Origin of the sequence: Streptomyces sp. NPDC057002, from assembly GCF_042673825.1 — a bacterium.
Lineage (GTDB): Bacteria > Actinomycetota > Actinomycetes > Streptomycetales > Streptomycetaceae > Streptomyces.
This window is the reverse complement of record NZ_JBHURZ010000003.1, coordinates 667,422-688,931: the sequence shown is the minus strand read 5'-3', so window position 1 is coordinate 688,931 and position 21,510 is coordinate 667,422. Positions and strand designations below refer to the sequence as shown.

The 21,510-nt window shown below is 65.8% G+C and carries 36 protein-coding genes and 2 pseudogenes; 1 reads left to right on the top strand and 37 read right to left on the bottom strand.

The features are described from left to right. Positions 1 to 25 precede the first annotated feature (25 nt). Together ACFT32_RS17950 and ACFT32_RS17945 are read right to left on the bottom strand one after the other, a co-directional pair. Positions 26 to 283 (bottom strand): annotated as a pseudogene (locus ACFT32_RS17950) (adenosine deaminase); the annotation flags it as partial. Next, a complete protein-coding gene (locus tag ACFT32_RS17945) occupies positions 241 to 618 on the bottom strand; it encodes a hypothetical protein (RefSeq protein WP_382490001.1) in 378 nt (125 codons plus the stop codon). The gene ACFT32_RS17945 and the pseudogene ACFT32_RS17950, both read right to left, overlap by 43 nt. 138 nt (positions 619 to 756) lie before the next feature. Between ACFT32_RS17945 and ACFT32_RS17940 the strand changes: the two genes are divergently transcribed. Next, positions 757 to 1,341, top strand: coding sequence for a hypothetical protein (locus ACFT32_RS17940; RefSeq protein ID WP_382489999.1), 585 nt, complete (start codon positions 757 to 759; stop codon positions 1,339 to 1,341). Between the two features lie 65 nt (positions 1,342 to 1,406). On the opposite strand, the gene ACFT32_RS17935 is transcribed toward ACFT32_RS17940, so the two are convergent. The 35 genes and pseudogenes from ACFT32_RS17935 to ACFT32_RS17765 all read right to left on the bottom strand — a co-directional run bounded on the left by ACFT32_RS17935 (position 1,407) and on the right by ACFT32_RS17765 (position 21,394). After that, on the bottom strand, positions 1,407 to 2,129 hold the full coding sequence (locus ACFT32_RS17935) for a hypothetical protein (protein WP_382489997.1): 723 nt from the start codon (positions 2,127 to 2,129) through the stop codon (positions 1,407 to 1,409). Continuing rightward, positions 2,129 to 2,587: a hypothetical protein gene (locus ACFT32_RS17930; RefSeq protein WP_382489995.1), complete on the bottom strand. Its 459-nt coding sequence runs from the start codon at positions 2,585 to 2,587 to the stop codon at positions 2,129 to 2,131. Before ACFT32_RS17930 ends, ACFT32_RS17935 begins: the two co-directional genes overlap by 1 nt. A gap of 178 nt (positions 2,588 to 2,765) precedes the next feature. After that, entirely contained in the window at positions 2,766 to 3,611 is an 846-nt protein-coding gene (locus ACFT32_RS17925) for an Lsr2 family protein (protein WP_382489993.1), read from the bottom strand. 503 nt (positions 3,612 to 4,114) lie between these two features. Next, positions 4,115 to 4,447: pseudogene (locus ACFT32_RS17920) on the bottom strand (Lsr2 family protein); the annotation flags it as partial. A 302-nt stretch (positions 4,448 to 4,749) separates the two neighbouring features. Next, on the bottom strand, positions 4,750 to 5,082 hold the full coding sequence (locus tag ACFT32_RS17915; protein ID WP_382489992.1) for a hypothetical protein: 333 nt from the start codon (positions 5,080 to 5,082) through the stop codon (positions 4,750 to 4,752). Beyond that, entirely contained in the window at positions 5,079 to 5,405 is a 327-nt protein-coding gene (locus ACFT32_RS17910) for a hypothetical protein (protein ID WP_382489990.1), read from the bottom strand. Before ACFT32_RS17910 ends, ACFT32_RS17915 begins: the two co-directional genes overlap by 4 nt. A gap of 127 nt (positions 5,406 to 5,532) precedes the next feature. Further along, entirely contained in the window at positions 5,533 to 5,859 is a 327-nt protein-coding gene (locus ACFT32_RS17905) for a hypothetical protein (RefSeq protein WP_382489988.1), read from the bottom strand. Positions 5,860 to 5,899: 40 nt separating this feature from the next. Further along, a complete protein-coding gene (locus ACFT32_RS17900; protein ID WP_382489986.1) occupies positions 5,900 to 6,721 on the bottom strand; it encodes a DUF6881 domain-containing protein in 822 nt (273 codons plus the stop codon). Between the two features lie 101 nt (positions 6,722 to 6,822). Beyond that, entirely contained in the window at positions 6,823 to 7,443 is a 621-nt protein-coding gene (locus ACFT32_RS17895) for a hypothetical protein (RefSeq protein WP_382489984.1), read from the bottom strand. Continuing rightward, positions 7,440 to 7,706, bottom strand: a complete 267-nt coding sequence (locus ACFT32_RS17890) for a hypothetical protein (RefSeq protein ID WP_382489982.1) — start codon at positions 7,704 to 7,706, stop codon at positions 7,440 to 7,442. The genes ACFT32_RS17895 and ACFT32_RS17890 overlap by 4 nt, the downstream gene beginning before the upstream one ends. After that, complete coding sequence (locus ACFT32_RS17885) at positions 7,706 to 8,179, bottom strand: hypothetical protein (RefSeq protein WP_382489980.1); 474 nt, start codon at positions 8,177 to 8,179, stop codon at positions 7,706 to 7,708. Before ACFT32_RS17885 ends, ACFT32_RS17890 begins: the two co-directional genes overlap by 1 nt. An 88-nt stretch (positions 8,180 to 8,267) precedes the next feature. After that, positions 8,268 to 8,627 carry a hypothetical protein gene (locus tag ACFT32_RS17880; RefSeq protein WP_382489978.1) on the bottom strand — a complete coding sequence of 120 codons (360 nt, stop codon included), beginning with the start codon at positions 8,625 to 8,627 and terminating at the stop codon, positions 8,268 to 8,270. Positions 8,628 to 8,651: 24 nt separating this feature from the next. Beyond that, positions 8,652 to 9,116, bottom strand: a complete 465-nt coding sequence (locus ACFT32_RS17875) for a hypothetical protein (protein WP_382489976.1) — start codon at positions 9,114 to 9,116, stop codon at positions 8,652 to 8,654. Between the two features lie 98 nt (positions 9,117 to 9,214). Next, positions 9,215 to 9,724 (bottom strand): hypothetical protein, encoded by a 510-nt coding sequence (locus ACFT32_RS17870; RefSeq protein ID WP_382489974.1) that lies wholly within the window; start codon positions 9,722 to 9,724, stop codon positions 9,215 to 9,217. A 128-nt stretch (positions 9,725 to 9,852) separates the two neighbouring features. Next, positions 9,853 to 11,181 (bottom strand): hypothetical protein, encoded by a 1,329-nt coding sequence (locus ACFT32_RS17865; protein WP_382489972.1) that lies wholly within the window; start codon positions 11,179 to 11,181, stop codon positions 9,853 to 9,855. Between the two features lie 94 nt (positions 11,182 to 11,275). Further along, positions 11,276 to 11,722: a hypothetical protein gene (locus ACFT32_RS17860; protein WP_382489970.1), complete on the bottom strand. Its 447-nt coding sequence runs from the start codon at positions 11,720 to 11,722 to the stop codon at positions 11,276 to 11,278. After that, complete coding sequence (locus tag ACFT32_RS17855; protein WP_382489968.1) at positions 11,719 to 12,267, bottom strand: hypothetical protein; 549 nt, start codon at positions 12,265 to 12,267, stop codon at positions 11,719 to 11,721. Before ACFT32_RS17855 ends, ACFT32_RS17860 begins: the two co-directional genes overlap by 4 nt. Next, positions 12,267 to 12,539: a hypothetical protein gene (locus tag ACFT32_RS17850; protein WP_382489966.1), complete on the bottom strand. Its 273-nt coding sequence runs from the start codon at positions 12,537 to 12,539 to the stop codon at positions 12,267 to 12,269. Before ACFT32_RS17850 ends, ACFT32_RS17855 begins: the two co-directional genes overlap by 1 nt. Beyond that, complete coding sequence (locus tag ACFT32_RS17845; RefSeq protein WP_382489964.1) at positions 12,539 to 13,129, bottom strand: hypothetical protein; 591 nt, start codon at positions 13,127 to 13,129, stop codon at positions 12,539 to 12,541. Before ACFT32_RS17845 ends, ACFT32_RS17850 begins: the two co-directional genes overlap by 1 nt. Before the next feature lie 89 nt (positions 13,130 to 13,218). Beyond that, positions 13,219 to 13,773 carry a hypothetical protein gene (locus ACFT32_RS17840; RefSeq protein WP_382489962.1) on the bottom strand — a complete coding sequence of 185 codons (555 nt, stop codon included), beginning with the start codon at positions 13,771 to 13,773 and terminating at the stop codon, positions 13,219 to 13,221. Between the two features lie 17 nt (positions 13,774 to 13,790). Further along, complete coding sequence (locus tag ACFT32_RS17835) at positions 13,791 to 14,267, bottom strand: hypothetical protein (protein ID WP_382489960.1); 477 nt, start codon at positions 14,265 to 14,267, stop codon at positions 13,791 to 13,793. Then, positions 14,264 to 14,683, bottom strand: a complete 420-nt coding sequence (locus ACFT32_RS17830; protein WP_382489958.1) for a hypothetical protein — start codon at positions 14,681 to 14,683, stop codon at positions 14,264 to 14,266. The genes ACFT32_RS17835 and ACFT32_RS17830 overlap by 4 nt, the downstream gene beginning before the upstream one ends. A gap of 57 nt (positions 14,684 to 14,740) precedes the next feature. After that, positions 14,741 to 15,262 carry a hypothetical protein gene (locus ACFT32_RS17825; RefSeq protein WP_382489957.1) on the bottom strand — a complete coding sequence of 174 codons (522 nt, stop codon included), beginning with the start codon at positions 15,260 to 15,262 and terminating at the stop codon, positions 14,741 to 14,743. Then, positions 15,259 to 15,942, bottom strand: a complete 684-nt coding sequence (locus tag ACFT32_RS17820) for a hypothetical protein (protein WP_382489955.1) — start codon at positions 15,940 to 15,942, stop codon at positions 15,259 to 15,261. The genes ACFT32_RS17825 and ACFT32_RS17820 overlap by 4 nt, the downstream gene beginning before the upstream one ends. Continuing rightward, on the bottom strand, positions 15,923 to 16,720 hold the full coding sequence (locus ACFT32_RS17815) for a hypothetical protein (protein ID WP_382489953.1): 798 nt from the start codon (positions 16,718 to 16,720) through the stop codon (positions 15,923 to 15,925). Before ACFT32_RS17815 ends, ACFT32_RS17820 begins: the two co-directional genes overlap by 20 nt. Positions 16,721 to 16,766: 46 nt before the next feature. Continuing rightward, the gene (locus tag ACFT32_RS17810; protein WP_382489951.1) at positions 16,767 to 17,579 is read right to left on the bottom strand and encodes a hypothetical protein; all 813 of its coding nucleotides are present in this window, start codon (positions 17,577 to 17,579) and stop codon (positions 16,767 to 16,769) included. 106 nt (positions 17,580 to 17,685) lie between these two features. Further along, the gene (locus tag ACFT32_RS17805; RefSeq protein ID WP_382489949.1) at positions 17,686 to 18,387 is read right to left on the bottom strand and encodes a hypothetical protein; all 702 of its coding nucleotides are present in this window, start codon (positions 18,385 to 18,387) and stop codon (positions 17,686 to 17,688) included. After that, positions 18,384 to 18,764, bottom strand: coding sequence for a hypothetical protein (locus ACFT32_RS17800; RefSeq protein WP_382489947.1), 381 nt, complete (start codon positions 18,762 to 18,764; stop codon positions 18,384 to 18,386). Before ACFT32_RS17800 ends, ACFT32_RS17805 begins: the two co-directional genes overlap by 4 nt. A gap of 62 nt (positions 18,765 to 18,826) precedes the next feature. Next, positions 18,827 to 19,075: a hypothetical protein gene (locus ACFT32_RS17795; protein WP_382489946.1), complete on the bottom strand. Its 249-nt coding sequence runs from the start codon at positions 19,073 to 19,075 to the stop codon at positions 18,827 to 18,829. Positions 19,076 to 19,151: 76 nt separating this feature from the next. Then, entirely contained in the window at positions 19,152 to 19,412 is a 261-nt protein-coding gene (locus ACFT32_RS17790) for a hypothetical protein (protein ID WP_382489944.1), read from the bottom strand. A gap of 25 nt (positions 19,413 to 19,437) precedes the next feature. Further along, entirely contained in the window at positions 19,438 to 19,911 is a 474-nt protein-coding gene (locus tag ACFT32_RS17785; RefSeq protein WP_382489942.1) for a hypothetical protein, read from the bottom strand. Next, the gene (locus ACFT32_RS17780) at positions 19,912 to 20,193 is read right to left on the bottom strand and encodes a hypothetical protein (protein ID WP_382489940.1); all 282 of its coding nucleotides are present in this window, start codon (positions 20,191 to 20,193) and stop codon (positions 19,912 to 19,914) included. Continuing rightward, entirely contained in the window at positions 20,190 to 20,501 is a 312-nt protein-coding gene (locus ACFT32_RS17775) for a hypothetical protein (RefSeq protein ID WP_382489938.1), read from the bottom strand. Before ACFT32_RS17775 ends, ACFT32_RS17780 begins: the two co-directional genes overlap by 4 nt. A gap of 126 nt (positions 20,502 to 20,627) precedes the next feature. Continuing rightward, on the bottom strand, positions 20,628 to 21,131 hold the full coding sequence (locus ACFT32_RS17770; protein WP_382489936.1) for a hypothetical protein: 504 nt from the start codon (positions 21,129 to 21,131) through the stop codon (positions 20,628 to 20,630). After that, positions 21,128 to 21,394 (bottom strand): hypothetical protein, encoded by a 267-nt coding sequence (locus ACFT32_RS17765; protein WP_382489934.1) that lies wholly within the window; start codon positions 21,392 to 21,394, stop codon positions 21,128 to 21,130. Before ACFT32_RS17765 ends, ACFT32_RS17770 begins: the two co-directional genes overlap by 4 nt. Between the last annotated feature and the right edge of the window lie 116 nt (positions 21,395 to 21,510).

Sequence of the window (21,510 nt, the reverse complement as noted above, 5' to 3'; positions counted from 1 at the left end):
TCCCTGTGTGCCGATTCCCCCGGGCTCAGCTCCCCGAATCCACAGAGCCGCTGGTCGAAGCGGTCTGCCGGAACAGCCATTCGGATTTCAGCTCGGCGTATCCCGGCTTGATCACGTCATTGATCATGGCCAGTCGTTCATCGAAAGGAATGAACGCTGATTTCATCGCATTGACTGAGAACCACTGCAGGTCGTCGAGCGTATAACCGAACGCCTCGACCAGGTGCTCGAATTCCCGGCTCATGCTGGTGTAGGACATGAGGCGATTGTCCGTATTGACAGACTATCCGCCAGGAAGTGCATCTTGCCACCCTTGTCCTGACCTGCGGTGACGGGCTGCTGCTCCGGCAGCGCGATGTCGAACGCGATGCGGATCATGTCCGCTTCAAGATCGTCAGCGTCTCCCAGTGCCTCCGCGAGGCGAGCCACGAGCCGAGGGGTCAGCCGACCGACGACGACCCCAGAGGCCGCCTCCTCGGACTCTGCGGGTGCCCCCTCCGGCGCCTCCCGGCCCTCAGCGACCCGAACCCGCCGCATGCGCTCCCCGAAGCGCTGCGCGGCGGTCTTGTCGCGGTCCTTCTCCATCAGAAGCTCAAGCGGTGACAGCTCCGCCGCCATGACCCCTCCCCGTGCCCCCGCCAAGAGGGGCTAGCACCGTTCTTAGGGACGTGATCATAGCCATGGAGTAACTAAGTCCACCACACGAACGGGTGAACGTGACTTCCATCCGACGGGGGCTCACTTAGCCTGCTAGGCATGAAACTTGACGACGCGATGGCGGTGGTGACCGCGCTCGCCGGCGGCCCCGTGCGAGAGCCTGACCCGAAAGCGCTCGACGAGATTTACCAGTCACTGCCGAAGGTGAAGTGTGTCGGCGAATGCTGGTCCTCGTGCGGTGGGCATATTCAGTTGAGCCCGCTCGAAAAGGAACGCCTGCGCCGCACAGGCATCGAGTGGAAATCCGGGGGCCTTGTTCCGCTGCCTGACGGGACACACGCAGCAACCGTCTGTTCGGCTCTCGATCAAACGCGGCTCGTGTGCCGGGTCTATGAGGCCAGACCAATGATCTGTCGAATCTGGGGGGTCTTCGAGTCCATGGCTTGCCCCTGGGGCTGTCGCCCGACAGAGGGGTTGCTGGACGACGTCGAGGCCATGCGCCTGATGAATCTCGCGCTTTGGTACGGGGGCTCAGCGATGGGGATCGAGCCCTCACGCTGGGAGAAAATGGCCGCCATGCCGGGCTACCGCGAGGCGTTGAAGGCGCACCTCGCTCAGGGTCGCCCTACGCGTGATCCCGGCCAAATCCTCCAGGGGACGATCAGGCTTCGGCCGGGGCTTTAAGCGTCCCGGCACGGCGAAGGCCCCCATCTCCGTGGGAGAGGATGGGGGCCTTCACTGTGTCTGTATTACGCGGCTGGCGCCTGTGTAAGCGCCGCGCTTGTTTCTGCGGCGTCCTTGGCCTCGGACGCCTTCTCCCAGTTGCGGCACTTGATGATGTGGCAGTTGAGGCCGGCCTCGTCCAGGAACGGGAAGCCGCCGGTCTCGGCGCATACCTTGTGCTCGAAGCACCTCGCCGCGAACACGATCGTTTCTCCACCGAGCTGGCCGGTGTCTGGGAGTTCGTAGGCGACCTGCGGGCCGAGGAGGTTATGGCTGCTTCTTGCGTGGCTGCCTCGGTCCCGGAGTTTGACCCAATAGGGGTCCGGGCTGCCGGCGCGGTGTGGGAGGGGGCAGCGGACCTGTTCGACGTCTGGCTGCCATTCACCGTTTCGACGGCCACCCGTTTTTTGCTTGCTGGCGGGCTTGGCCTTGTTCTTCGCGGGCCCGGGGGGTTCGAGTGCAGCCGTTTCCTTGATGGCGAGCTGCACGGGCGCTTTGTCAGCGGCGTCGTCCTTGAGCGGGTGGGCCGATCGCATGAGGACTTCGATGACGTCGGGCTGGATCATCTGGATGAGTTCTTCCAGGCGCGGGAAGGCGAGATCCCAGACGAGGGCGCAGAAGCCGCAGAGGTCGATTTCCTTGCCGCTGGAGACCATGCGCTGCGCGTCGGCCATGACCTGATCAGCGTTGGGGAGGGCAGCGTGCCAGTCGCACAGGACAGCGGCGGTCTGGACAAGCTGGCGTGCCATTAAGAGCCTCCTACGCTGGACAGTACTTTCTTGGTGCGGCCTGCGGGTGCGAGGTGGATGCGGCGGCCGAGGATACGACGGTAGATGTTGTCGTTGGCCATTTCGCGTCGCACGCTGATGCCTGTGGTGGAGATGCCGTGCGGGCTCGTGAGGTTCTCGTTGCGCTCGCTGTAGGTGAAGCCGCTGCGGTCGTAGACGCGGTCTCCGACGACGCTGAAGGTGTAGTGGCGCTTGAGGCCGCAGCCGGCGTTTCCCCCGCAGACTTCGGTGACTTCGAAGCTGCTTGCCTTCTTGGGGTCTTCCCCTGCCTTCAGGGGTTTGCCGTTGGCTCGGTAGCCCGTCCAGTCGTGTGGTTGCCAGTTGTGCTGGGCGGCGGCGCACCTGCGGAGCTTGGTGGGGATGCCGTCCATGTAGGCGTACACGTCTTCTTCGGTGGGCGGCATGAACTCGTCTTCCACGTTTACTCCCTGCCGAGATCCCTATTGCGTGGATCACAAAATAGCTGGGATGTGGCCGTGGCTGGAACGTGCCTGCCCGATTGCTTTCATCGACACTCGAATGGGTGAATGTTGTTTAGGCGGGTGATGGAGCATGCGCGCAAGCGGTTTTCAGCATGCTCCACACATCCGCCACACTTCACTCACCCATGCTGTGCAGCTTGAACGCGTAGTCGCCGAACGGGGTGCTGCTGAAGCCGTGGGGGCTGTCGGGGTCGACCTGGATCATCTCCAGGTTTTCCAGCTTGGCCGCTGAGGTTTTCAGTCCGCTGACCTTGCCGCCCTTGTCGAGGTTGAGGTGGCCGGCGAGCTTGCCGAGGATCTTGACGTTGAACGGGGTGAGCATCTCGATCCGCTGGACCAGGGTCATGTCCTCGACCTTGTGCTCACCGGAGGTACGCCGCTTCCAGTACGCGTCGTCGGCCGCTCGCTCGCTGCGCCGGGCCAGCGGTGCGTAGTGCTTCTTGGCCTCGGCCTCGTCCAGGTCCGCGAGCGTCTCGCCGGCCCCGGGCTGAGCCTCGGCTTCGGGCTGGACCTCGCGGGTGGGCGTGGCATCGGCGGCGGGCTGCTCCTTCAGCTCCGCGAGCAGCTCGTTGAGCGGGCCGTCGTCGTCGAACTTGCTCGCGGCGTACGCCTCCTTGATGCGGCTGGAGAGCCGACCGCGTCCGCCGGCCTCCAGGAGGCCCTTGTTCACGGCCCAGGCACGGACGGCGGCGGGGTCCTGGCCGCCCTGGTGTCGGCTGAGGGTGGCTCCGTCACCGGCGGGCTGGGTCATGGGCCGCGCGGTCCGCTTGCGGCTCTTGGAGACGACGCGGCCCGCCTGCTTGAACTCCTTGAGGCGGGCGCGGAGTCGGTGGGCGTTTTCGTTGCTGAGGTCGATCTCGTAGTCGACACCGTCGAGACTGAACGGCACGGTCTCGTCGGCGAGCGTCTCGCCATCGTTTGCCAGGTCATCGAGCAGGAGGACGATCCTCTTCGTGGCCACGGTTCTTCCCTTCGGTGTGAATGCGAGAGGCCCCGCTTTGACGGGGCCGTTGGGGGCATGCCAAAGCCCGCCGAGTGGGGGGTTCGGCGGGCTTTGAGCGTGTGGTGCGTATTTGGTCAGGCTTCGGGGCTGATGCCGTGCACCTCGAACCAGATGCGACCTACGGAAGTGATCTCGTAGGTGTTCTCCTCCATCAGTCTGAACAGGCCCCGGTCGATGAGGGCTTCGCAGGAGGTGGCGTCTTGAGACTTGCCGTCTGAGATGTAGAGGCCGTCCTTGTCGGCGAACGCCGAGCGCAGGCGGTTGAGTTGGGCCTTGCTGAGGGTGCGGACCTGCCTGGCCTTGAGGCGGTCACGTTCGTCAGCGGTCACGACTTTCGGTGCTGCCGCCTCGGCAGAGGCTTCCTCTGCTGCCTTGGCTGCTGCCTCGGCTTCCTCGGGGTCGATGTTCTCCTTGGCCAGGAGTTGATTGAGGGGTTCGCGGTCGTTCCTCTTGGTGAAGGCTTCGTACGCCTCACGGATGTTGCTGGCGACGCGGCCTCGCTCGTTGACCGGCACACCGTACTTCTGGGCCCAGGCGCGGACCTTCGCGGAGTCGTCCTGGCTGAAGGAGACGCGGCCTGCTGTGGTGACGGTCAGGCCCTTGGCTCGTAGGTTGTTCGTCCCTGCTCGGCGGCCCCCCCTGATGAACGGGTCGAGGGTTGCCCGCATCTTGTTGGCGTTGCCTTCGCTCAGGTCGATCTCGTACGCCTTGCCATCGAGGGCGAAGGTGACGGTCTCCTTGGCTTCACTGCCGTCGAGATCGTCTGTGAGGTATACGACGGTGCGCTGCGCCATGGCTGTTCCTCCATGCGATTTAACGTGGTCGCCAGAACTGTAGCGGGGCCAGGCGTGTGAAGCCCCCAAAGCGGGGTAGCCGAAGTTGTTTTGCCAGCCGATTGGGTGGACGCATTTCTGCCAACCGGTTGCGAGTTTCGCTACTCCGCCGGGCGCATACGCGGGGCGCATGGAGGGCGCATGCCTCTGGACGAGTCCCTTGCATTGATGGCGAGTTGGGGCCTTGCTTTCGGCCGTCCAGGCACTGCGGGGCGGGGGGCGCTGCCTGGCTCGTTCGGTACGCCGTTCGTGTGACGGGGCTGTTAACTCGCCGTGCCGCCGTTGGGGGGTACGTAGAGGGCTCGTCCGCCGATGGTCAGGGTTTCGTGAAATTGCAGCGGTGCGGGGCTGGCGCTTTCCTGCTGCGGTACTCCGAAGAGGGCACGGTCCATCGCAGGTTCGCAGACGGCATCGGAGGCATCCTCGGCCTTCCCCATGTCGTCGAAGAGCAGGCCGCCGGCGTCGACCACCTCGCCGAGCTGCTGGTGGGTGGTGAGGCCGGCCGGCTCCACGGCGTTCGCGAAGGCGGGGTCCTGGTGGGCGGCGTACTTGGAGTGCTGGACCAGCGTCCAGCGGGGCCTCTTGAGCTGGCTCATGCGTTGTTCTCCTTCTGCTCTTTGCGGCGGTTCCACTCGGCGAGTACGTTGCGGCCCTTCTCGGTGAGCCCCGTGATCGCCCAGGCGCCCTCGCGGGCATCGTCGTACGGCTCGCACCAGTTGACCGTCCACAGCTCGGCCTCGTCGAAGGCCCGGACCTCGTGGACCTTCCAGCTCCCGACGGCATGCTTGAAGCGTCCGACCGGCTTTCCGGGTTTGGCATTTTCGGCCACGTACTGAAGGCGCTTGATGCCGCTCACGTAGAACTGGTGCTTCGCGCCGTTCTCATCCGTGTAGACCATACGGGCGCGGGACTCAGGCAAATTCGCACTCCATTTCTATATTCACCGATGACCTGGTCGCCCGGCGGGCGGTGTACTTTCGGCTGGCAAACACTCCAGCCCACCCTCTCTCGGGGTCACCCGTTCGAGTGATGGGCTGGCGAAACCGTCAGCCGGCGGCCTTCTCGTCGGCACGCGGTGGAAGCAGACCCGCCTTACGGAAAAGCGCCACATCCGCATCCCGCTTCGCGCGCTGCTCCACCGTGCCGGTACGGAACTGCCGCGAGCGCTTCTCCGCCAGCTCACGGAAAAGCGCTTCGGCCTCGTCCCAGTTCTTTTCGGAGGCTTCCTCCGGATGTGCTTCACGCATCTGCGAGACGAGCCCGAAGGCACGCACCAGACGCTCGCCCTCGGGAGTGGGGTCCGAGGGGAAGTGATGCACCGCCCCCCACGGGTTCGCGGCCAACTCCGCCGAGCTGACGATCTTGACCTTCATCCGGTCCTCCGGTTGCTGTTGCGTCCTTGCCCCGGCGAACCTACGCGACCCAGAACAGACGCGGGAACATGCGGCGGGCCATCTCCTGGTGCTCGGCGCAGAAGGCTTCCTCCTCGCCGTGCTCCTTCGTGCAGTACACGGCCTCCGCGCCCGGCAGCCCGGTCAGGCCCTGGTCGTGCAGCTCCATCACCCAGCCGCAGGTGTCACTCGTGGCGCGCTCCCACAGCCGCTCGAACTCCTCGGCCGTCATCTCCTCGGCGCGGTAGCCGGAGCGGTCGTTGATGATCCCGATGCCGGGGACGTCCTCATAGTCGACGTACTCCGGGGCGGAGTTGGCCGTCCCTTCGCCGTGGTAGCCGTCCTCGCGCCACAGCATCTGCCCGTCGGAGAGCATCTCGACCCGGCGCTTCTCGGCGCGGTACTGGTCGTCGATCTCCTGGTAGATCATGAAGGGCGTGTCCAGGCGCAGGCGGTGGCAGCGGATGCGGCGGTAGGAGACACGCGGCACGCCGGTCACGCTGGCCTTCAGGTTCCGCATGTGCTCGTCGAAGTCCTCCGGCGAGCGGAAGCCGAACTCGACCCTCTGGCCCAGGTGGTGGCGGATGAAGCCCTCGTCGATGTCCGCGACCAGCAGCGGGGTGCCGTCCGCGTGAGTCAGCATGTGCTGGCCGGCGTCCTCGTAGATCTGGAAGAACGCCTTGGCCCGGCGCAGGCACTCGGCCGCGTTGTCCTCGGTGTACTCGATGATGCCGAGGTGTACGGCGATGGCGTAGAAGGCGAGCGGGTAGCGGGTGTCCTTCTCGGTGTAGAAGGACATCTCGATGACCTGGCGGTCGTCGGGGTTCTCGGGCGTGGTGTCCATACGGGGCATCCTTCCATCGGGCTGTGACATCGGGAGTGGGTACGACGAAGGCCCGGCCGCTCAGCGAATGGGAGTCGCGAAGCGGCCGGGCCTGAAGGTGATCATACGGACAGCGGCGCCCTGCGCTCCGCCGGCGGCTGCTGGTGCTTCGGATCGTCCGTGGCGATCAGGGTGCCGTGCGCGCGGTCCAGCTCGATGCGCATGGTGCCGGGGATGTGCGGGTCCGCCTGCTTGATCTCGTGGCCGGAGGTGTCCTCGCGCGGGGTGAGCGCGGCGTAGGCGGCGGCGAGCGTGGGGGCCTGGACGACCACGGACACCGAGGCGGGGAAGGTCAGGGTGTAGGAGTTCTGGCGCGGCGGCGTCGGCCGCTTGTGGTACGCGGCCATCCTCTCCTCGTAGTCGACCATGGCGTCCACGTAGCGCTGGACCTGGTCGGCTGCCTCCGGGTTGCTCAGCCGGAGGTCCGCCACGGTGATCCACTCGCCGGGGCGGTGCTCTGATTCCTTGTGCACCTGGTAGATCGTTTCGGCGTCGGCCTCCGCCTTCTTCGCCTTCTCGATCTCGCCGAGGATGTATTCGCGGCTGGTCGCTCCGAGGGAGACGCACCAGGCGACCATGTGCCGGTAGCCGTGGTGCTGGTGGGGGTTGGTGATGTGGACGATTGCGCCGCCGTACGGCGGCTGGAACTTGGGAGCGGAGTCCTTCTGGTCCTTGTCGCTCACGAGGATGCCTCCTGGTTGTTGGGATAGGTGGTGGTGAGGGAGTGGACGGTGTCGAGAGCGGCGCCCTCGTCGGGCCTGCCGACTTCGATGCGGGTGATGCGCCGGCCGTCGTACCTGGCTCCGAGGAAGAGCGGCGCGAGGTCGGCTATGGCGTCGCGGTCCGTGAGGATCTTGCCGACGTAGAAGCGGCCGTTTTCGACCCCGGGCGTCATGTCGGTGTCGCTGCCCTTGAGGTCGGCGTACACGTACAGGAACCGCCGCATCAGCCCGCCGCCTTCGCGGACTCGGTGAGCGGGGCGAACAGCAGCAGGGCGGCCTCGCTGATCAGGTCGTCGTAGACGTCGGACAGACCCCATTCCCACTCGCCGAGCGCCTTGTCGTAGTCGTACTGGTTGAGCGCGTTGCCGTCGTCGTCCGTCAGCTCCTCGCGCTGCTCGTCCCAGGAGCGCTGGTAGGCCAGGGCGCGGGCGAGCGCCGGCCGCATCGACGTGCCGGGGACACGCTGGTAGAGGGTGGAGATCACCGGGAATTCGAGAGGGTCGGCTTCGTCGGTGCGGTAGATGTGGGCGACGCCGTTCTCGATGTCGGTGATCAGGCCGGTGGCGGTCCGGGCGCCGGAGGTCACGTTCACCATGGCGCCGACCAGCTTCGGCAACTGCTCCTCGTCCAGGTCGGTCAGCCACCCGGTTGCGGGCGGTACGTTGATCTGCGCGGCGGCGGTAGAGAGCGCGGTCACGGGAAATCCCTTCTCGGGGTGTGGGAATGGCGGGTGCTCGGCAAAGACCGCCACGCCCCCGAGGGGGCGGACGGAAGCGGCCGAGAGGTCATGCTTCGGGTTGGTGCAGCCGGGGTCGGCCTTCGTGGATCTCCAGCGCGACGCCGACGTTGAAGCCCCGGGCCAGGCCGAAGGGCTCGCGCATGCGCTTTTGGCACTCGGTGCTCTGGGTCTCGCGGTGGGGGTCGTACCAGCCCTGCCTTGTCAGCAGCTCGATGACCTTCTCGGTCACGTCTTCGCGGGCGGTGTTCAGGTCGACGACCTTGCCCCGGGTGGTGTGCCGACCCGAGGAAATACCGACGAACGTGCTGTCCGTGCCGATGCTGAGGATTTCCCCGGCGTCGGTCCACGAGTAGGCGGTGTCGGACTTGCGGTACATCTCGTCAGACGCGGGAACGACGAATTTCATGGCGCGGGTCCTTTCGGGCCGAGGTCAGCGAAGGACGGTGGTCATGGAGTCGTCGTGGTCCAGCTCCGGCTCACCGACGAAGATTGCGGAGGGGCGAAGCAGGGGGTCGGTGTCGTTGAAGCCGAACCACCAGTCCCGCTCGATCGCCGTCTCGTAGAGTGCCTCGACGCTCGGGCCGAAGTGCTTCTGGAGCTTGTCGGCGGCGGCCTGGAGCGCTTGATCACGGCTGGTCGCCGGGACGGTGATCACGACGGGCAGCATGTCCGGGGAGATGGTGCAGCCCTCGTCGTCGGTGACGGTCTGCCAGTCGGCGACGATCGTGCGGAGCCTGGCCTGCTTCTGGGCCTCGACGTGGGGCTCGCACTCGCTACAGGCCGTGGGCGACTCGCCGTCCTCGGGCAGTCCGTCGGGGAAATCATCGGGGTCGGCCTCGACGACGTACTCGCGGCAGCGGGGGCACTTCAGACATCCCTCGTGGACGATCGCCATGGTGGGCTCCTTATATGACTGGTCGGCGACGCTGGCACTCATTGCTCAACGAGCGCCACGGAAATTGGTCAGGTCACCCATTCGAGTGACGGAATTGTTTATTCGCTGGGCTGCTTGAGGTTCACTGCGCGCAGCGAGTGCCGGTCGGCGTCTTCGGCCTTGACCGGGGCCCACCAGCCGCCGCCGGTGTACGCCTCGTCACGCACCCACAGGAGCACCTTTTCCGGCGTGACATCGTCGACGGTGCCGACCAGCGTGCGCGGGATACGCGTCTCGCGGCCCTCGATGTCCAGGAACCACTCGAACCGGCGCTTGGACCCGACCTTCAGGTTCTTGAAGGGGTTGTCGATGCAGGCCGCGTGCCGGAATTCGGTGCCGAGCCAGGGGACGACGTTGAGGAAGTCGTTGTCGTACCGGCGCAGCGATGCGGTCTTGGCTTCGGGGTCCAGGGCAACGAGCTGTCCGCCGACCGTGTCTCCCTCGCGGCTGAACGGGATCGCGACCAGGTGCTTGCCGATGTAGTCGGCCAGTTCCTCGGCAGACTCGGGGCTCCTGATCGTCGCGTCGACAACCCAGGTCTTGTCGTCGTTATTTTCGGTGTTCGTCATCGAATAGCTCCTCGCTACGTGGGCAGAAAAATGGGACCGGCCCCGCACCGGAATCGCGGGAGCCAGCTTTCAGTGAACCCGCATAAGGCGGATTACGGCGTCGGCCATTCGAGGGGGCCGGTGGTCGTTCAGGCCGCGAGGATTTGTGGTGCGTGCTGGATTCTTGCTAGCTCGAATCGGTGCACCTGGGGGTACCGCTCCGCTAGGTAACGAAGCAGGTACGGCAGCCAGTTGATGCCCAGCAGGGCGCCCCACACAGCCGCTGAGACGAGCGGGGAGAAAATGTCGCCGAGCTGCTGGCATTGCGAGGAACGTGACCCGACCACGGGGTAGTCGGCGGGCAGACCGACCAGCAGGCACACCTCTTGGATGGTGAAGCGGTGCTCGGAGTCGGCCGCGTCGTACCAGCCACGGATCTTCGACGTGACGCCCGGCATGACGCGGCCCAGCTTGAACTCGTTGCCGCCGCTGGTCTTTCGGACACCACGAGTGTTGATCCAGGTCTCGGGGTCCCAGCCGATTGCGTCCGACGCCCACGTGGTGACGCCGGGCGCCTTGACCGGCTCCAGCTCGTGGTCGCGAGACCCCACCATGATCGCCCTGCGCCTGGCCGACGGGCTTCCGAAGTCACCCGCGTCCAAGACGTCCCAGCGGACATCGAGCCACCCGTCCACCGTCAGCTCCATGCCGATGGCGAACCGGATCTCCTCCGGCAGCGTCCACGCCTGCTCGATCAGCACACCTTCCAGAGGAGCACCGGAGCGCAGCAGCCCCACGGAGACCAGGACCGGCGCCAGCATCAGGCCGGCCGTCTTGCCCCCCATGCCGTCCTCCTCCAGCCACCCCCACATTTCCTCGACGGGAATGCCGGAGTCCCGGCCGAATACGGCGGTGGTGACATCGCCATGCGCGCCTCCCGCACGCCAGACGTTCCCGAACGCCTCCGCCACGTCCGTCATGACGTTGCACAGGATGTTGATGTTCTCCGGCTTGAGTCCCTCGCGCTTACCGGCCTGGGAGTAGTCGGGGCACGGCATCGTGTAGACCGCGTACGAGGTCTCCCTGAGCGCCAGGTGGCGCGGGTCGACGTCCTGCGCTCGCATGTGGATCGCGTTGCACCCGGCGGCCCGTGCCGTCGTGGTGGCGTCCTTGGATGTGTCGACGCAGACCATGTCCAGCTCGATGCCCAGCACCAGCCGCAGGCCGGCGCAGCCCCCGCCGCAGCCGCCGCACACGTTGATCACACGCTTGGGCTCACCCGGCTTGCGGGGGTACAGCCAGCGGACCGGCCACGGTCCGGCGATTTCCTGTCGCTGTTCCTCGGTGAGGCTGTCGAGGTAGGCCACCAGGGCTTCACCCGTCAGTTCCAGGCCCTGCGGCTCGGGCTCTGGCGCGTTGGGGTCGTGGCACTCACACGGGCCGTCGCATTCCTTGCACCAGTTCTCCAAGCCGGCCACCCCCCCTTTTTTTGGGCATGAAAAAAGGCGACCCACCCTTTCGGATGAGCCGCCCGCGAAATTTCTGTGGCGTCCCGGACTTACTCCCCCCGGATCACCACTTGTTCGTGTCGAAGTAGTGGAGCGTACCGCCCGGCTGTGAAGGGCTGAACACCCGAGACTCCGGAATGGCGTACGTCCTGGCGAACGACTCCAGGTCGGGGACCGTCCCGACCGGGAAGCCGGGCCACTGCTCCTCGATGTAGTCGGTGGCGACCTTCTTCAGATCGTCCTCCGACTCACCGTCGTAGGAGTTCAGCACTGTCTCCAGGTACTCCGGAACCCACTCCGTCGTCTTCTGGCTCAGCACCTGAATCGCGGCGTACAGGATTCCCTCGTCCTGGCCGACCTTGTCGTGCGTGTAGAAGCTGGCCACCACGGCGGCCAGTTCTCCGCCGTTCTCACGGGCGTCGATCTCGTCGAACCCGTTCTCCTCGGCGGCCCCGTAGGCGTCCTGCCAGTCCCTGGCGCTGAAGTTCATGCCGTCCAGCACACTGATCACGCCGTCTCCCCCTTCTGCTTGTCCTCCTCGGCCACGGCCGCGTCGAGGGCAGCGTTCATCAGCCAGGCCGCGTTGACCGCAGCGACCTCGACGCCGTGCTGCTTGACCAGGATGTGTGCCTCCAGGATCGACCCGTACGGCTCCTTCCCGGCCTCCTTCTCCGGCCAGAAGCCATGCCCGGCCGCCCGGCCGTCGACCCACTCGAAGGTCACGCCATCCTCGTCGGCATCGTGCGCACCGACCGGGACACCGGCCCGGGACAGGGCGAGCAGCTCGGCCAGGCTGCGGATCTTGACGAACTCCGGCGGGGCAGGGACGACGTACACCTCCGTGCCGGTCTTCACGCGGTCGACGAGCTTGCCGTCCTCGCCCTTGAGCAGCAGCACACCCTTGGCGTCGGTGGCCTGCTCGACGGTCACCCGGACCGGGTTCTTCAGCGGGGCCTTGCGGGTGCCCCGGCCGCCGAACAGCACGACGCCCGAGCGGCCGGCCCGCTCCTCCCGCTGGGCCAGGCCCAGGGCATCAGACGCCTTTACGGTTTCCATCAGTCGAACTCCTCATCCTCATCGGGGTCAATCAGGCCGAACCACGGGTCGTTGGGGTCGCCGAGGGTCACCAACTCCTCGTCGCCGAAATAGGCAGCCGGATTACTCAGCTCGTAGTCGCCGTCGAACCACGGCTCCTCGTCGCCCAGGTAGCGCGGGGACCACACCACCGTGCGGTCATCGCGGGTGTAGTGGATTTTCGCCTGCCGCTGGATTCCGTCCTCGTCGGTCCAGGTGTGTATCCACGGCTTGCGCCGTACAGCAGTCGCCATCACTTCTCCGGGATCTCCGGGTCGGCGTCGAAGACGTACACCGGGCCGATCCGGTCCTCGTCCAGTCCCTCCGGCTTGAGGAACACGAAGTCGGACATGTTCGGGCTGTCGGCGTAGCCCTCCCAGTCGACCCAGTCGTTCAGCTCGTCGAGCGTCTTGGCGTCCCAGGCGCCGCCCTCGTAGTCCCGCATGTGCTGCTTGGCGAACTCGCCCGGACTGTCCCACTGCTGCTTGTAGTTGAGCTTGATGAACTCGACCAGGTCCGAGATGTGCACCGCTCCGACGTTCTGCTCGTCCATCAGCTTCGCGGCCATGCGGACGACGTCCTCGCCGTGCTCCTCGATGGCCTCGTACACCTTGTCGCCGTTCTCCTGGAAGGCGACCATGGCGACGTAGTCGATGCCGTCCTCCTCGTCCCTCTGCGGCCAGGCACCCTCCTCCACCTCCTCGTAGGCGTCGAAGGCGGGCAGGCAACCGATCGGCACGCCGCTGCCGTCCACGATGTCCGGGCCGAGCGTGTAGTCGCCGCCGGTCACCCAGTCGACCAGCTTCAACAGTTCCTGCGCGCTCAGCTTCTGCCTGACGTCCATGCTTTTCCCCTCGAATTGGTGCCGAATATGAAAAGAGCGCCCCGCGCCGGAATCGAACCGGCTGCATTCTCCTGACGGGGCACCGAGCCCTACAGCTCGACGTCGATCTTCTGCGGCCGGCGGTGAGTGATCAGGAAACGGCCGGCCCACTGCCAGCTCGCGAACCCGCCCACGAAGCCGTCCTCCTCACGCAGGCCCATCGCGCCGAAGGTGCCGTCCTCCTCCTGCGTGACGTAGCCGTAGCGCTCATCCCGCAGGAAGTGACGGACCTCGAATCCGTAGCGGCCGTCGTTGTTCGGCTCGACCGAGGTGAAGCGCCACTTGATCCCGTGGAACTCCACCACCTCGTTGAGCGGCGGCGTTGCGGCTGCGTCCTCGTGCGGCTCGAACCCGGCCACGAGCTTGTCGTAGAACTTGTCGCCGGTGTACGCCTTCAGCACCGCCCACATGCCGGTCTCCGGCTTGTCGGCGATGCCGATTGACATGGTGCCGAGGCGGACGTCCACCCGGCCGTCGTCGCGGTTGGCGAGGTAGCCGATGCCGGTACCGGCACCGCGCGTGTTCAGGTCGACCAGGTAGCCCTCGTCCTTCAGCGGCTGGAGCGAGACCAGCACGCCAGGCACGGGGATCAGGTCAGGATTCATGGAGCTTGACCCCTTGATCAACGCGTCCACTCCGTCTCATGCAGGTAGGCGTAGAACTTCCCGCCGAGGAAGTCGCGGAGCTGCTCGGTGTTCGCCTGCATGACCCGCCACTGACGGGAGCGCGCCTCCAGCTCCTCCCGCCCGAGGGTCATGCCAGCCTCCAGGTAGTCGGCCATCCACTCGTCGAACCGGCCGTCGGAGTTCTCGACGTTCACCGCGTCCTTGCAGAGCATCTGGACGACGTCCTCGATGTCCGGGTGCTTCTCGCTCCCCTGGTCGGCGACCGAGCCACCGAAGATCACACCGGACATGGTGCGCACGGTCTGGCCGGTGTTGATCCAGAACTGGTCCGAGTCGTCGTCGGGGAAGCCCAGCGTGCACGACCACAGGTCGGAGTACTTCCCGTCCTCGGCCCGCAGCCGCCCGATGTTCTGGACGATCATGTGGATGCCGTCCTCGACCACGCGCTCGTCGATCGTCTGGACGTTGCTCATGCGTTGCTCTCCTTGTTGACGGTGGGCGGCTGCCACTCGAATACGCCGGGGGACAGGTACGTCTCTACCAGTTCACCGGCCTTGATCCGCTCGATTTCTGCGGCCTCCTCCGGCGTGAACTCCCGCATGTGCCAGCTCGTGTCGGGCAGGCCGTTCATGCCGCCGGTACGCCCGAGCCGTATGTCGCGTTCGTTCGCCGCGTCGACCTCGGCGGCCGGCCGGATCTGCTTCTCCAGGCACGGGGCGCAGTGCGCGCCCATGCGCATGGTCTTGCCTTCGAAGGTCGTGTGGTCCATGACGTGGGTCGGTTCGCTGTCGCAGAGCGAGCCGGAGCACGTCACCATCGCGCCCGAGCTGACGTAGTTCGGGCCGGAACCGGTGGCGAGGCCGCCGGGGGTTTTGACGCGGTTTTGCATTGCGGGCCTCCTGGGCACTGATCCGCGATGGGTGTCTGAGAGAAACGGGCCAGTATGTCAGATGGCGGCGGAGCCCTGCGGCTGCACGTCTCGGCGGTACTTCTTGAAGCCCAGATCCTTCAGCCGGGACTCCAGCGACCTGAACGTCTCCCACAGCTCCTCGGCGGTCTCATCCGCCAGGTTCTCGGGGTCCTGCTTGACCGACAGCGCCAGCTCCCGAAGCGACTGGACATCGCCGACAGTGAGGAGCCGGTCGCCGTCGCGGATGATCAGCGAGTCCGGCGGGCCGACCGTCAGCTTGAATGACTCGGCGATCTGCCGGGCGTACCAGGCGCGGGCCTTCTGGCCGTCGTCGAAGTATTCGCCCAGGCTGCGCCCGTGGTAGCCGATCACGTAGCGCTCGGCCGCGTTCTGGTCGTAGCCCAGGAGGAGAACGTCTCCGTCCGGGGTCAGGAACGTCTCCTGGACGCGGTAGGAGCCGTACTGGCGGACGACCTCGAACTTCTGCGTCTGGGTGTTGAAGTACTCGTTCGCCTCGGCCTCACGGCGGGCCACGTCGACCAGCTCGTACTTCGTCATGCGGTGATCTCCCTGACTCTCTTCAGATGCTCGACCCACACCAGGAGGCGGCGGGACGGATCGGTGGTGGATTGGCAGATGATGAAGCCCGTATTGGCGCCTATGGAGCCGTATTCCTGGTCGACCTGGTCGTAGTTGCTCACCGACCAGATTCCTCCGTCGAAATGGACCAGGTCACCGGGATCGATGCCGAAATACGGCGTCCAGTGGTCGGCCGCGTAGTACGCCAGCCACTCCTCGCGGATCTCGGCCGGCCGCTGGTAAACACCCTCGTGCCCGGGGCCGGCCAGCCGGTTCGGGCACTCCGTGATGACCTCGCCGGCCGCGTCGATGATGTCGATGACGTACACCTGGAGGCGACCCGCGCGCATTTCTGCTGCGTCCTTGTCATCCCACCAGTCACTGTCCCTCGGGTACGCGTCGGGCTCGTCGTCGAACTGAACCCGGACCCTGATCCTAGGCTCCACCACTGACAGCGCGGCCCCGTTCCTGGCGAGGTACGGGCGCAGACGCCTGACCGCGTTCGTGCGCATGTAGCTGTTGCCGCACTCCTCGCACACCGGGTCGTGCACCCGGCGCACGTTGTCCGCAATCGCGGTCTCGTCGTTGTACTCCAGAACATGGGTCGCCAGGGCGTCACACCCGCCCGTCGAGCACTTCTTACGCAGCGGCGCACGCACGCGACTGCTCCTCCTTCCACTGCTGGTACAGCTCGGCGGCCGGGGCGGGCACGAGCCAGGGGAAGGTGTCGGCGAAGTCCCGGGCCTCGTCGGCGGGCGCCTTCTCCCAGACCTCCCGGGGATCAGCGCCCGGCCCGGTGATCAGCGTCGGGTCCGCGCGCAGCGCCAGAATCGTGCTCTTCAGGTTGCGCTGGTAGAACAGCGCTTCATCCGCGAGCCCGGTCCGCTGCTGGGGCGTGTTGCAGTTGTCGCAGAACCGCTTCTTCCGGCCGGATGCCTTGTGGATCACCATCACCGTGGCGGGCGGCGGGTAGGGCCCGTGCATGCCGATGCAGTGGTAGACCCCGTAGTTGTGCTGGGGTCCGCCCTTGTGGACCTGGGACCACTCGGTGACGATCTCGAAGTCGTTGATCTCTTCGACCAGTTCGGCCAGAGGCACGACGTGGCTGCGGGTGTGCTCCGGGTGCAGGAAAGCCGAGTGCGGGTTGGTGACGTTGCGCCGGTAGTGGTTCCCGTTGGCCTTGCGGAAGTTCTCGATCGGGCCGTAGTGGTGCTCGGTGAATCCGTCCTCGGTCTGCACCGTGACGCGGACCCAGTCGCCGACCATGAAGCGCTTGTAGTGCTTCTCGACGGCCGCCTTCCACGTCTCCTCGGACCCGTTGCCGTTGATCCAGGCGTCCCGAATGATCCCGTCGACGTCGTACCGCTCCGGGTCACGCTTCTCCCAGCCCAGCTCTTCCCGGGCCTGCTCGCGCATTTCGCGCGTGATTCCAGCCACCGTTTCCCTCCCTGCTTCCTAAAATTGAATTCCGAAGTGCCCGACGCTATTTCGCGTCCGGCTTGGTGAATTCCGGCGCGTCGCCCTCGGGCCGGTATCCGCCGCCGACTACGTCCGTCCAGGAGATGCCGCGCCGACTTCGGGCGATGTCGACGGTGAGGCGGTCCGGGTCGAAGGGCAGGCGCACGGTGCCGCGCACCCGCACCGTGTGACCGGAGCCGTTGATCTGGTCGAGTACGAGCAGCTCCGGGTCGGTCCACTGCACCGAGATTTCGGGTGCCGGATCGCTGAAGCGCACCTGGCACATGACCTCGTACGACGGCTTGATCTCGCCCTGCCACAGAATGTGCAGGTCGCCGCCGTAGCTGGCGTGTGCGACCAGCTCCCGCAGTGCCTCGCAGTTGTCGTCGAAGTCGAGGCCGGCCGCCGCCCCGAGAGTTCGTGCTGCGTCCTCGGTCTGCTGGTCGGAGTACCGCCACGGGTCCGCCCCAGCCTCGGCGTCGAGCCGGTAGCGGAACAGCATCGGGCCGGTCTCGCGCATCAGGTCACCGAGGGGGTCGGACTGGTCGCGTTCTCCGATCGCTTCGCGCACCTGGGCCAGCACGTCGTGTTCGGCCAACCAATCGCGGGCGTCTTTGTCCAGCAGGTTGTCCAGGACGGCGTTCTCACCGTGCCATTTGTTCTCCGACTCCCATTCGGAGTCCAGCACTTCCTCCTCACCGGCGAACAGTTTCTGGACCTGCTGGTCGGACAGCCGATCACCACGGTCGATGTAGACCAGGTCGTATTTCTCGTCGAGGCGAGACACCACCAGATCGGCCGCTGCCTGCGCCAGATCAGCCATCGAAATTTCAGCCATGCCTTTTCCCTTCAGCGACTTACATTTGTGCCCGGCGCGGGAATTGAACCCGCCGAATGCCGCATAGGGGAGGACGGCTTTCGCTGCTCGTCGACCGGGCCGGTTCTCATGCGGTGGTCCGGGCCTCCCGGAACTTGATCTGTCCCTTGACCTGGACCGGATGCGAGTGCTTGATGTCGGCCGGCACATCGGCTCCGCAGATCACGCACACGAACACGTGCTTCTCCCACGGCTGGCAGCAGTAGAAGCACGGGTCACCGTCGTACTCGGGCGTCGGCATGAGTCCGAGGCCCGGCTGACCGGAGAGGTGGACGGTGGCGTAGTCGTGCGGGAACATCGCGGCGGCCTGGCGGACGTTGTCCTCGTCGATGAACTCCTTGTGCGACAGCCCCCACTCGCGCAACTGCCCGGCGACGTCCCGGGCCAGGTCCTTCGGCAACTCGTACTCACCACAGACCCACCGGGTCAGTCCGGCCTCGGTCGGCGACTTCTCCCCGAGCTTCAGCCACATGCCACAACCGGTGCATCGCTCGTCCGAGATGGCATGCCGTACGCCGGGCTCACCGTCCGGAACCTCGGTCAGCTCGGTCTCGCACTGCTGGTCCGTGACCGGCTTGGGGAAGCTGCCGGAGTCGTAGGAGTGCTCGTCGTCGAAGTCGACGCCGATCTTCTCGGCCGCCTTGCGGATCGCGTCCTCGTGCGCCTTGCCTCGCTGCACGGTGATGCCGTTCGCACGCATCGCCTTGACCGTGCAGGACGGACACAGATTCTCGGCCTGGTAGCTGTAGCCGACAATTCCACCGGTCATTCGTTGTCCCCCTCTTCGATTCCGATGGCCCACAGCGTGAGCCGGTCCGCGTTCTTCTTGCCGAATTCCAGGGCCGCCTCCGGCCAGTCGGAAAGCGAATCGTCCTCGACCCGCGCGACCAGGTGACCGACGATCTCCGCCGCGACCTGCTGTGCCGTACGCGGCGAGCCGCACGAGTAGTCGTTGTTCGCCTCGACCACTTCGCCGTCCACACACAGCTCGTAGAACCACCAGCCCGTGTACGCCTCGCCCGGTTCACCACCTCCGCCGACCTGGGCAGAGATCACGACCGTCGGTTCCATCGACTCCCACTCGCACTCGCAGTCGTCGGCGCCAGGGGTCGGGCATTCCGGGCGGTGGTTCGTGGTCAGGAACATGCGCGGAATGGTGAATACGTTCCCCGGGTCGAATGCGTCCCGGTAATCCGCGATTGTTGCCATCAGGCCGACACCTTCTCGGCGTTGTAGGTGTAGGGCTTGCCCGTGTCCGAGTCGGTGTAGATACCGGCCTCACCCCACGTGATGGGGAAGGAGTACGGCTCGCCGTCCTTGAGAAGCTGGGCGCCGCGCTCGCGGACCTCGACCTCCATGACCCTGTCGGCGACCTGCATGTGCGCGCACACCTCGGACCACGGCAGGGTCACGAAAATGCGGTCGCCGATTTCCAGGTCCATTCGCTGCTGTTCCACTATTCCTCCCTGATAGCTGCTGACAGTCGACAGCCCGGGACGCAGCGTTTCTGCTGCGTCCTGGACTGCCGTTAGCTCAGAAGCTGATTGATGTGCGGGTGCCGTCGCTGTGCACCACGAATGCCTCACGGAATACGGCGCCCAGATACTCACGAACCATCACTCGATATCTGGGCTCACCATTACGCATGCGCGCTTTGATATGGCGCACGCAGTATTCGGCGACCGGATCGGATTCCTTGCCGTCTCGACGCGGCTTGAGTTCTACGTACCGGTCGGCGGTATCGACCCATGCAGCCGGTTGGCCATCGGCCGGGGGCACGTAGCGCTGGAGCATGAAGAACCACAGCAGCCCCGCCGGCCTACCTGTCGATACCGGCCGGCTCACGGGTGATGACGCAGATCTTGTCGTAGCAGAGCGCGTCACGCTCGCCGTCCTGGAACAGGAGGGCGTACCCGGTCACCGGGGAATTCGTGACGACTCGCTTCAGCCGCTTGAACGCGAAGTTGTACATGTGCGCGGGCTGGATGATGCCGCGTGTGGGCATGTCCTGACGGCGCCAGTAGGCCCGGACTACCAGCTTCCCGTGCAGGTTGTGGTCGTAGTACGCCTTGGCGATGTCGTCGAAGTACTCGTACGTCCAGCCCTCGGCCGTGCCTCGCGCTTCGATCTCCGCGTACTGCCTGCGCACCCGGTTGTAGTGCCGGTCGTCGCTGCAAGTCCGGCAGCAGCTCTCCCCCGACTCGTGGTCGGTGTAGACGGGAAGTTCCCCGATGTGGGCCAGCTCTGCCGGGGTGTGCCCGCAGTCAAGTCGCTGCGTGAGGTCGACCTTCATTTACTCCCCCTTGCCGGATTCCGTGGTAGCGCGCGGGTCGGCCTCACCCTTGGGGTGGACCGTCGACATGCGGTGGCCGTCGAGCAGGGCGGTGGAGCCGTCGTCGTGCTGGACCTCGTACCAGCCGTTGAAGTGCTCACCGCCGGGGTCGATGGGCCCTTTGCGCTCGAACTGCGCCGGGGCGACCGCGCCCCACTTCCAGTCGTAGTAGTTGAAGACGCGGAGTCCGGCCGTGATCTCGACCCCGTCGATGGTGTGCGTCTTGTCGCTGCGGTCGATCACGCCGCGACCTCCTGTCCACAGTCCGCGTCGCACCGGTAGGTGCAGACGTGGTGCCGCTCGCCGGGCTCGTCGTCCTCGCCGTGGTTCTTGATCAGCGCCTGGACGTCCTCCTCATGGGCGCCGAATGCCCGTGCCAGGGCTGCCAGTGCTTCAACCTCGTCGCAGGTCAGGTAGCAGTCGTAGTAGGCGGGGAGGCCCCCCAGCACTTCCCAGCAGGTGTCGAAGAAGCCCCTGGCCACTGCCAGTTGCTGCTGAGTCCGCGCAGCTTCCTGCCGACGCCGCAGCGCCTTCACTCGCCGTGCTTGCATTGTTTTCTCCTTCCCCCATTCGATGGACGGACTTTTAATTCAGCATGGGCAGCAAAAAGGGAGCCGACCGGCACATACGCGCGCCGGGGCTCCCTTTCAGCCCGATGGTTCAGTTGTCGTACCGGGTTACTGCGGACGCTTCCCGTTCAGTTCGTCCGCGATCCGCTGCGCCGACTCCATGCGGATCAATCCGTCGTCGTCGTAGTCGGCATCGGTGAGCCGATCCGTCAGCTCGTCGGAAGTCATGATGACGCCGTACTGGACTCGGCTCGCGGCCAAGACTTCCTGCACGGCGCCATCGCTCATGTACAGGACATTGTCACCGTGCAAGTCGGCGAGTTCCTGAATGTGCCGGGCCTCGACTCCGTGGATTCGGTCGCCGACGTACATGGCCACGAGCCACTCGTCGCACCGGCGCTTGAATCCTTCGTAGTCGAGTTCCTCGCGCTTTCCGGTCGCGGGGTCGTAGATACTGAACGACTGGTCCCAGATGCGCCGGTCGTTTTCCAGCCGTCCGATTTCCACGTGGTTGGCACCGGGTGGCAGCTTGAAAATCAGGTCACGGGGAACTGTCACGTGCACTTCCATCGGCGCGACCAGGGCCGACGGGTCGACGTAGTCCCCGCTCATGCGCCCCACCCTGCGTTCCGGTAGTCGCCGCCGGACTCGTCGGCCCACTCCTGCACCTCACCGCGTACGAACGCCTCGGGGTCGTCGCCGACCTCCAGGCCCGTGGTGTTCAGCGAGTGCACGCAGTTCTGTGCGTTTCCGCCGTTGGCGTCCAGGTCAGCGTTCTGCCGGTCCGCGTACAGGTTGATGTACTCGCCACCGTGCCACACGCCGTACCAGTCGCCGCGCTCAATGTGCACCACGATCGGTTGCCCGAGCTTCACTGATCACCTCCCGAAATTGCTGGTGCGTCCTCGCCAGAGCGGCGAGCGTCCGCACGACCGATCACGCTACTCGCGCACAGCCACGGCCGGTCTCGGTGCCTCCCATGCACCGAGCC

What these genes read in the sequence shown, in the direction of transcription:
- ACFT32_RS17945 (WP_382490001.1), bottom strand. Translation starts at nt 618, where the DNA reads ATGGCGGCGGAGCTGTCACCGCTTGAGCTTCTGATGGAGAAGGACCGC.
- ACFT32_RS17880 (WP_382489978.1), bottom strand. Translation starts at nt 8,627, where the DNA reads ATGAAATTCGTCGTTCCCGCGTCTGACGAGATGTACCGCAAGTCCGAC.
- ACFT32_RS17915 (WP_382489992.1), bottom strand. Translation starts at nt 5,082, where the DNA reads ATGAGCCAGCTCAAGAGGCCCCGCTGGACGCTGGTCCAGCACTCCAAG.
- ACFT32_RS17775 (WP_382489938.1), bottom strand. Translation starts at nt 20,501, where the DNA reads ATGCAAGCACGGCGAGTGAAGGCGCTGCGGCGTCGGCAGGAAGCTGCG.
- ACFT32_RS17850 (WP_382489966.1), bottom strand. Translation starts at nt 12,539, where the DNA reads ATGGCGACTGCTGTACGGCGCAAGCCGTGGATACACACCTGGACCGAC.
- ACFT32_RS17805 (WP_382489949.1), bottom strand. Translation starts at nt 18,387, where the DNA reads ATGACCGGTGGAATTGTCGGCTACAGCTACCAGGCCGAGAATCTGTGT.
- ACFT32_RS17890 (WP_382489982.1), bottom strand. Translation starts at nt 7,706, where the DNA reads ATGCGGCGGTTCCTGTACGTGTACGCCGACCTCAAGGGCAGCGACACC.
- ACFT32_RS17940 (WP_382489999.1), top strand. Translation starts at nt 757, where the DNA reads ATGAAACTTGACGACGCGATGGCGGTGGTGACCGCGCTCGCCGGCGGC.
- ACFT32_RS17770 (WP_382489936.1), bottom strand. Translation starts at nt 21,131, where the DNA reads ATGAGCGGGGACTACGTCGACCCGTCGGCCCTGGTCGCGCCGATGGAA.
- ACFT32_RS17785 (WP_382489942.1), bottom strand. Translation starts at nt 19,911, where the DNA reads ATGAAGGTCGACCTCACGCAGCGACTTGACTGCGGGCACACCCCGGCA.
- ACFT32_RS17905 (WP_382489988.1), bottom strand. Translation starts at nt 5,859, where the DNA reads ATGAAGGTCAAGATCGTCAGCTCGGCGGAGTTGGCCGCGAACCCGTGG.
- ACFT32_RS17900 (WP_382489986.1), bottom strand. Translation starts at nt 6,721, where the DNA reads ATGGACACCACGCCCGAGAACCCCGACGACCGCCAGGTCATCGAGATG.
- ACFT32_RS17830 (WP_382489958.1), bottom strand. Translation starts at nt 14,683, where the DNA reads ATGCAAAACCGCGTCAAAACCCCCGGCGGCCTCGCCACCGGTTCCGGC.
- ACFT32_RS17840 (WP_382489962.1), bottom strand. Translation starts at nt 13,773, where the DNA reads ATGAATCCTGACCTGATCCCCGTGCCTGGCGTGCTGGTCTCGCTCCAG.
- ACFT32_RS17935 (WP_382489997.1), bottom strand. Translation starts at nt 2,129, where the DNA reads ATGGCACGCCAGCTTGTCCAGACCGCCGCTGTCCTGTGCGACTGGCAC.
- ACFT32_RS17790 (WP_382489944.1), bottom strand. Translation starts at nt 19,412, where the DNA reads ATGCTCCAGCGCTACGTGCCCCCGGCCGATGGCCAACCGGCTGCATGG.
- ACFT32_RS17870 (WP_382489974.1), bottom strand. Translation starts at nt 9,724, where the DNA reads ATGACGAACACCGAAAATAACGACGACAAGACCTGGGTTGTCGACGCG.
- ACFT32_RS17800 (WP_382489947.1), bottom strand. Translation starts at nt 18,764, where the DNA reads ATGTTCCTGACCACGAACCACCGCCCGGAATGCCCGACCCCTGGCGCC.
- ACFT32_RS17855 (WP_382489968.1), bottom strand. Translation starts at nt 12,267, where the DNA reads ATGGAAACCGTAAAGGCGTCTGATGCCCTGGGCCTGGCCCAGCGGGAG.
- ACFT32_RS17825 (WP_382489957.1), bottom strand. Translation starts at nt 15,262, where the DNA reads ATGACGAAGTACGAGCTGGTCGACGTGGCCCGCCGTGAGGCCGAGGCG.
- ACFT32_RS17875 (WP_382489976.1), bottom strand. Translation starts at nt 9,116, where the DNA reads ATGGCGATCGTCCACGAGGGATGTCTGAAGTGCCCCCGCTGCCGCGAG.
- ACFT32_RS17845 (WP_382489964.1), bottom strand. Translation starts at nt 13,129, where the DNA reads ATGGACGTCAGGCAGAAGCTGAGCGCGCAGGAACTGTTGAAGCTGGTC.
- ACFT32_RS17810 (WP_382489951.1), bottom strand. Translation starts at nt 17,579, where the DNA reads ATGGCTGAAATTTCGATGGCTGATCTGGCGCAGGCAGCGGCCGATCTG.
- ACFT32_RS17835 (WP_382489960.1), bottom strand. Translation starts at nt 14,267, where the DNA reads ATGAGCAACGTCCAGACGATCGACGAGCGCGTGGTCGAGGACGGCATC.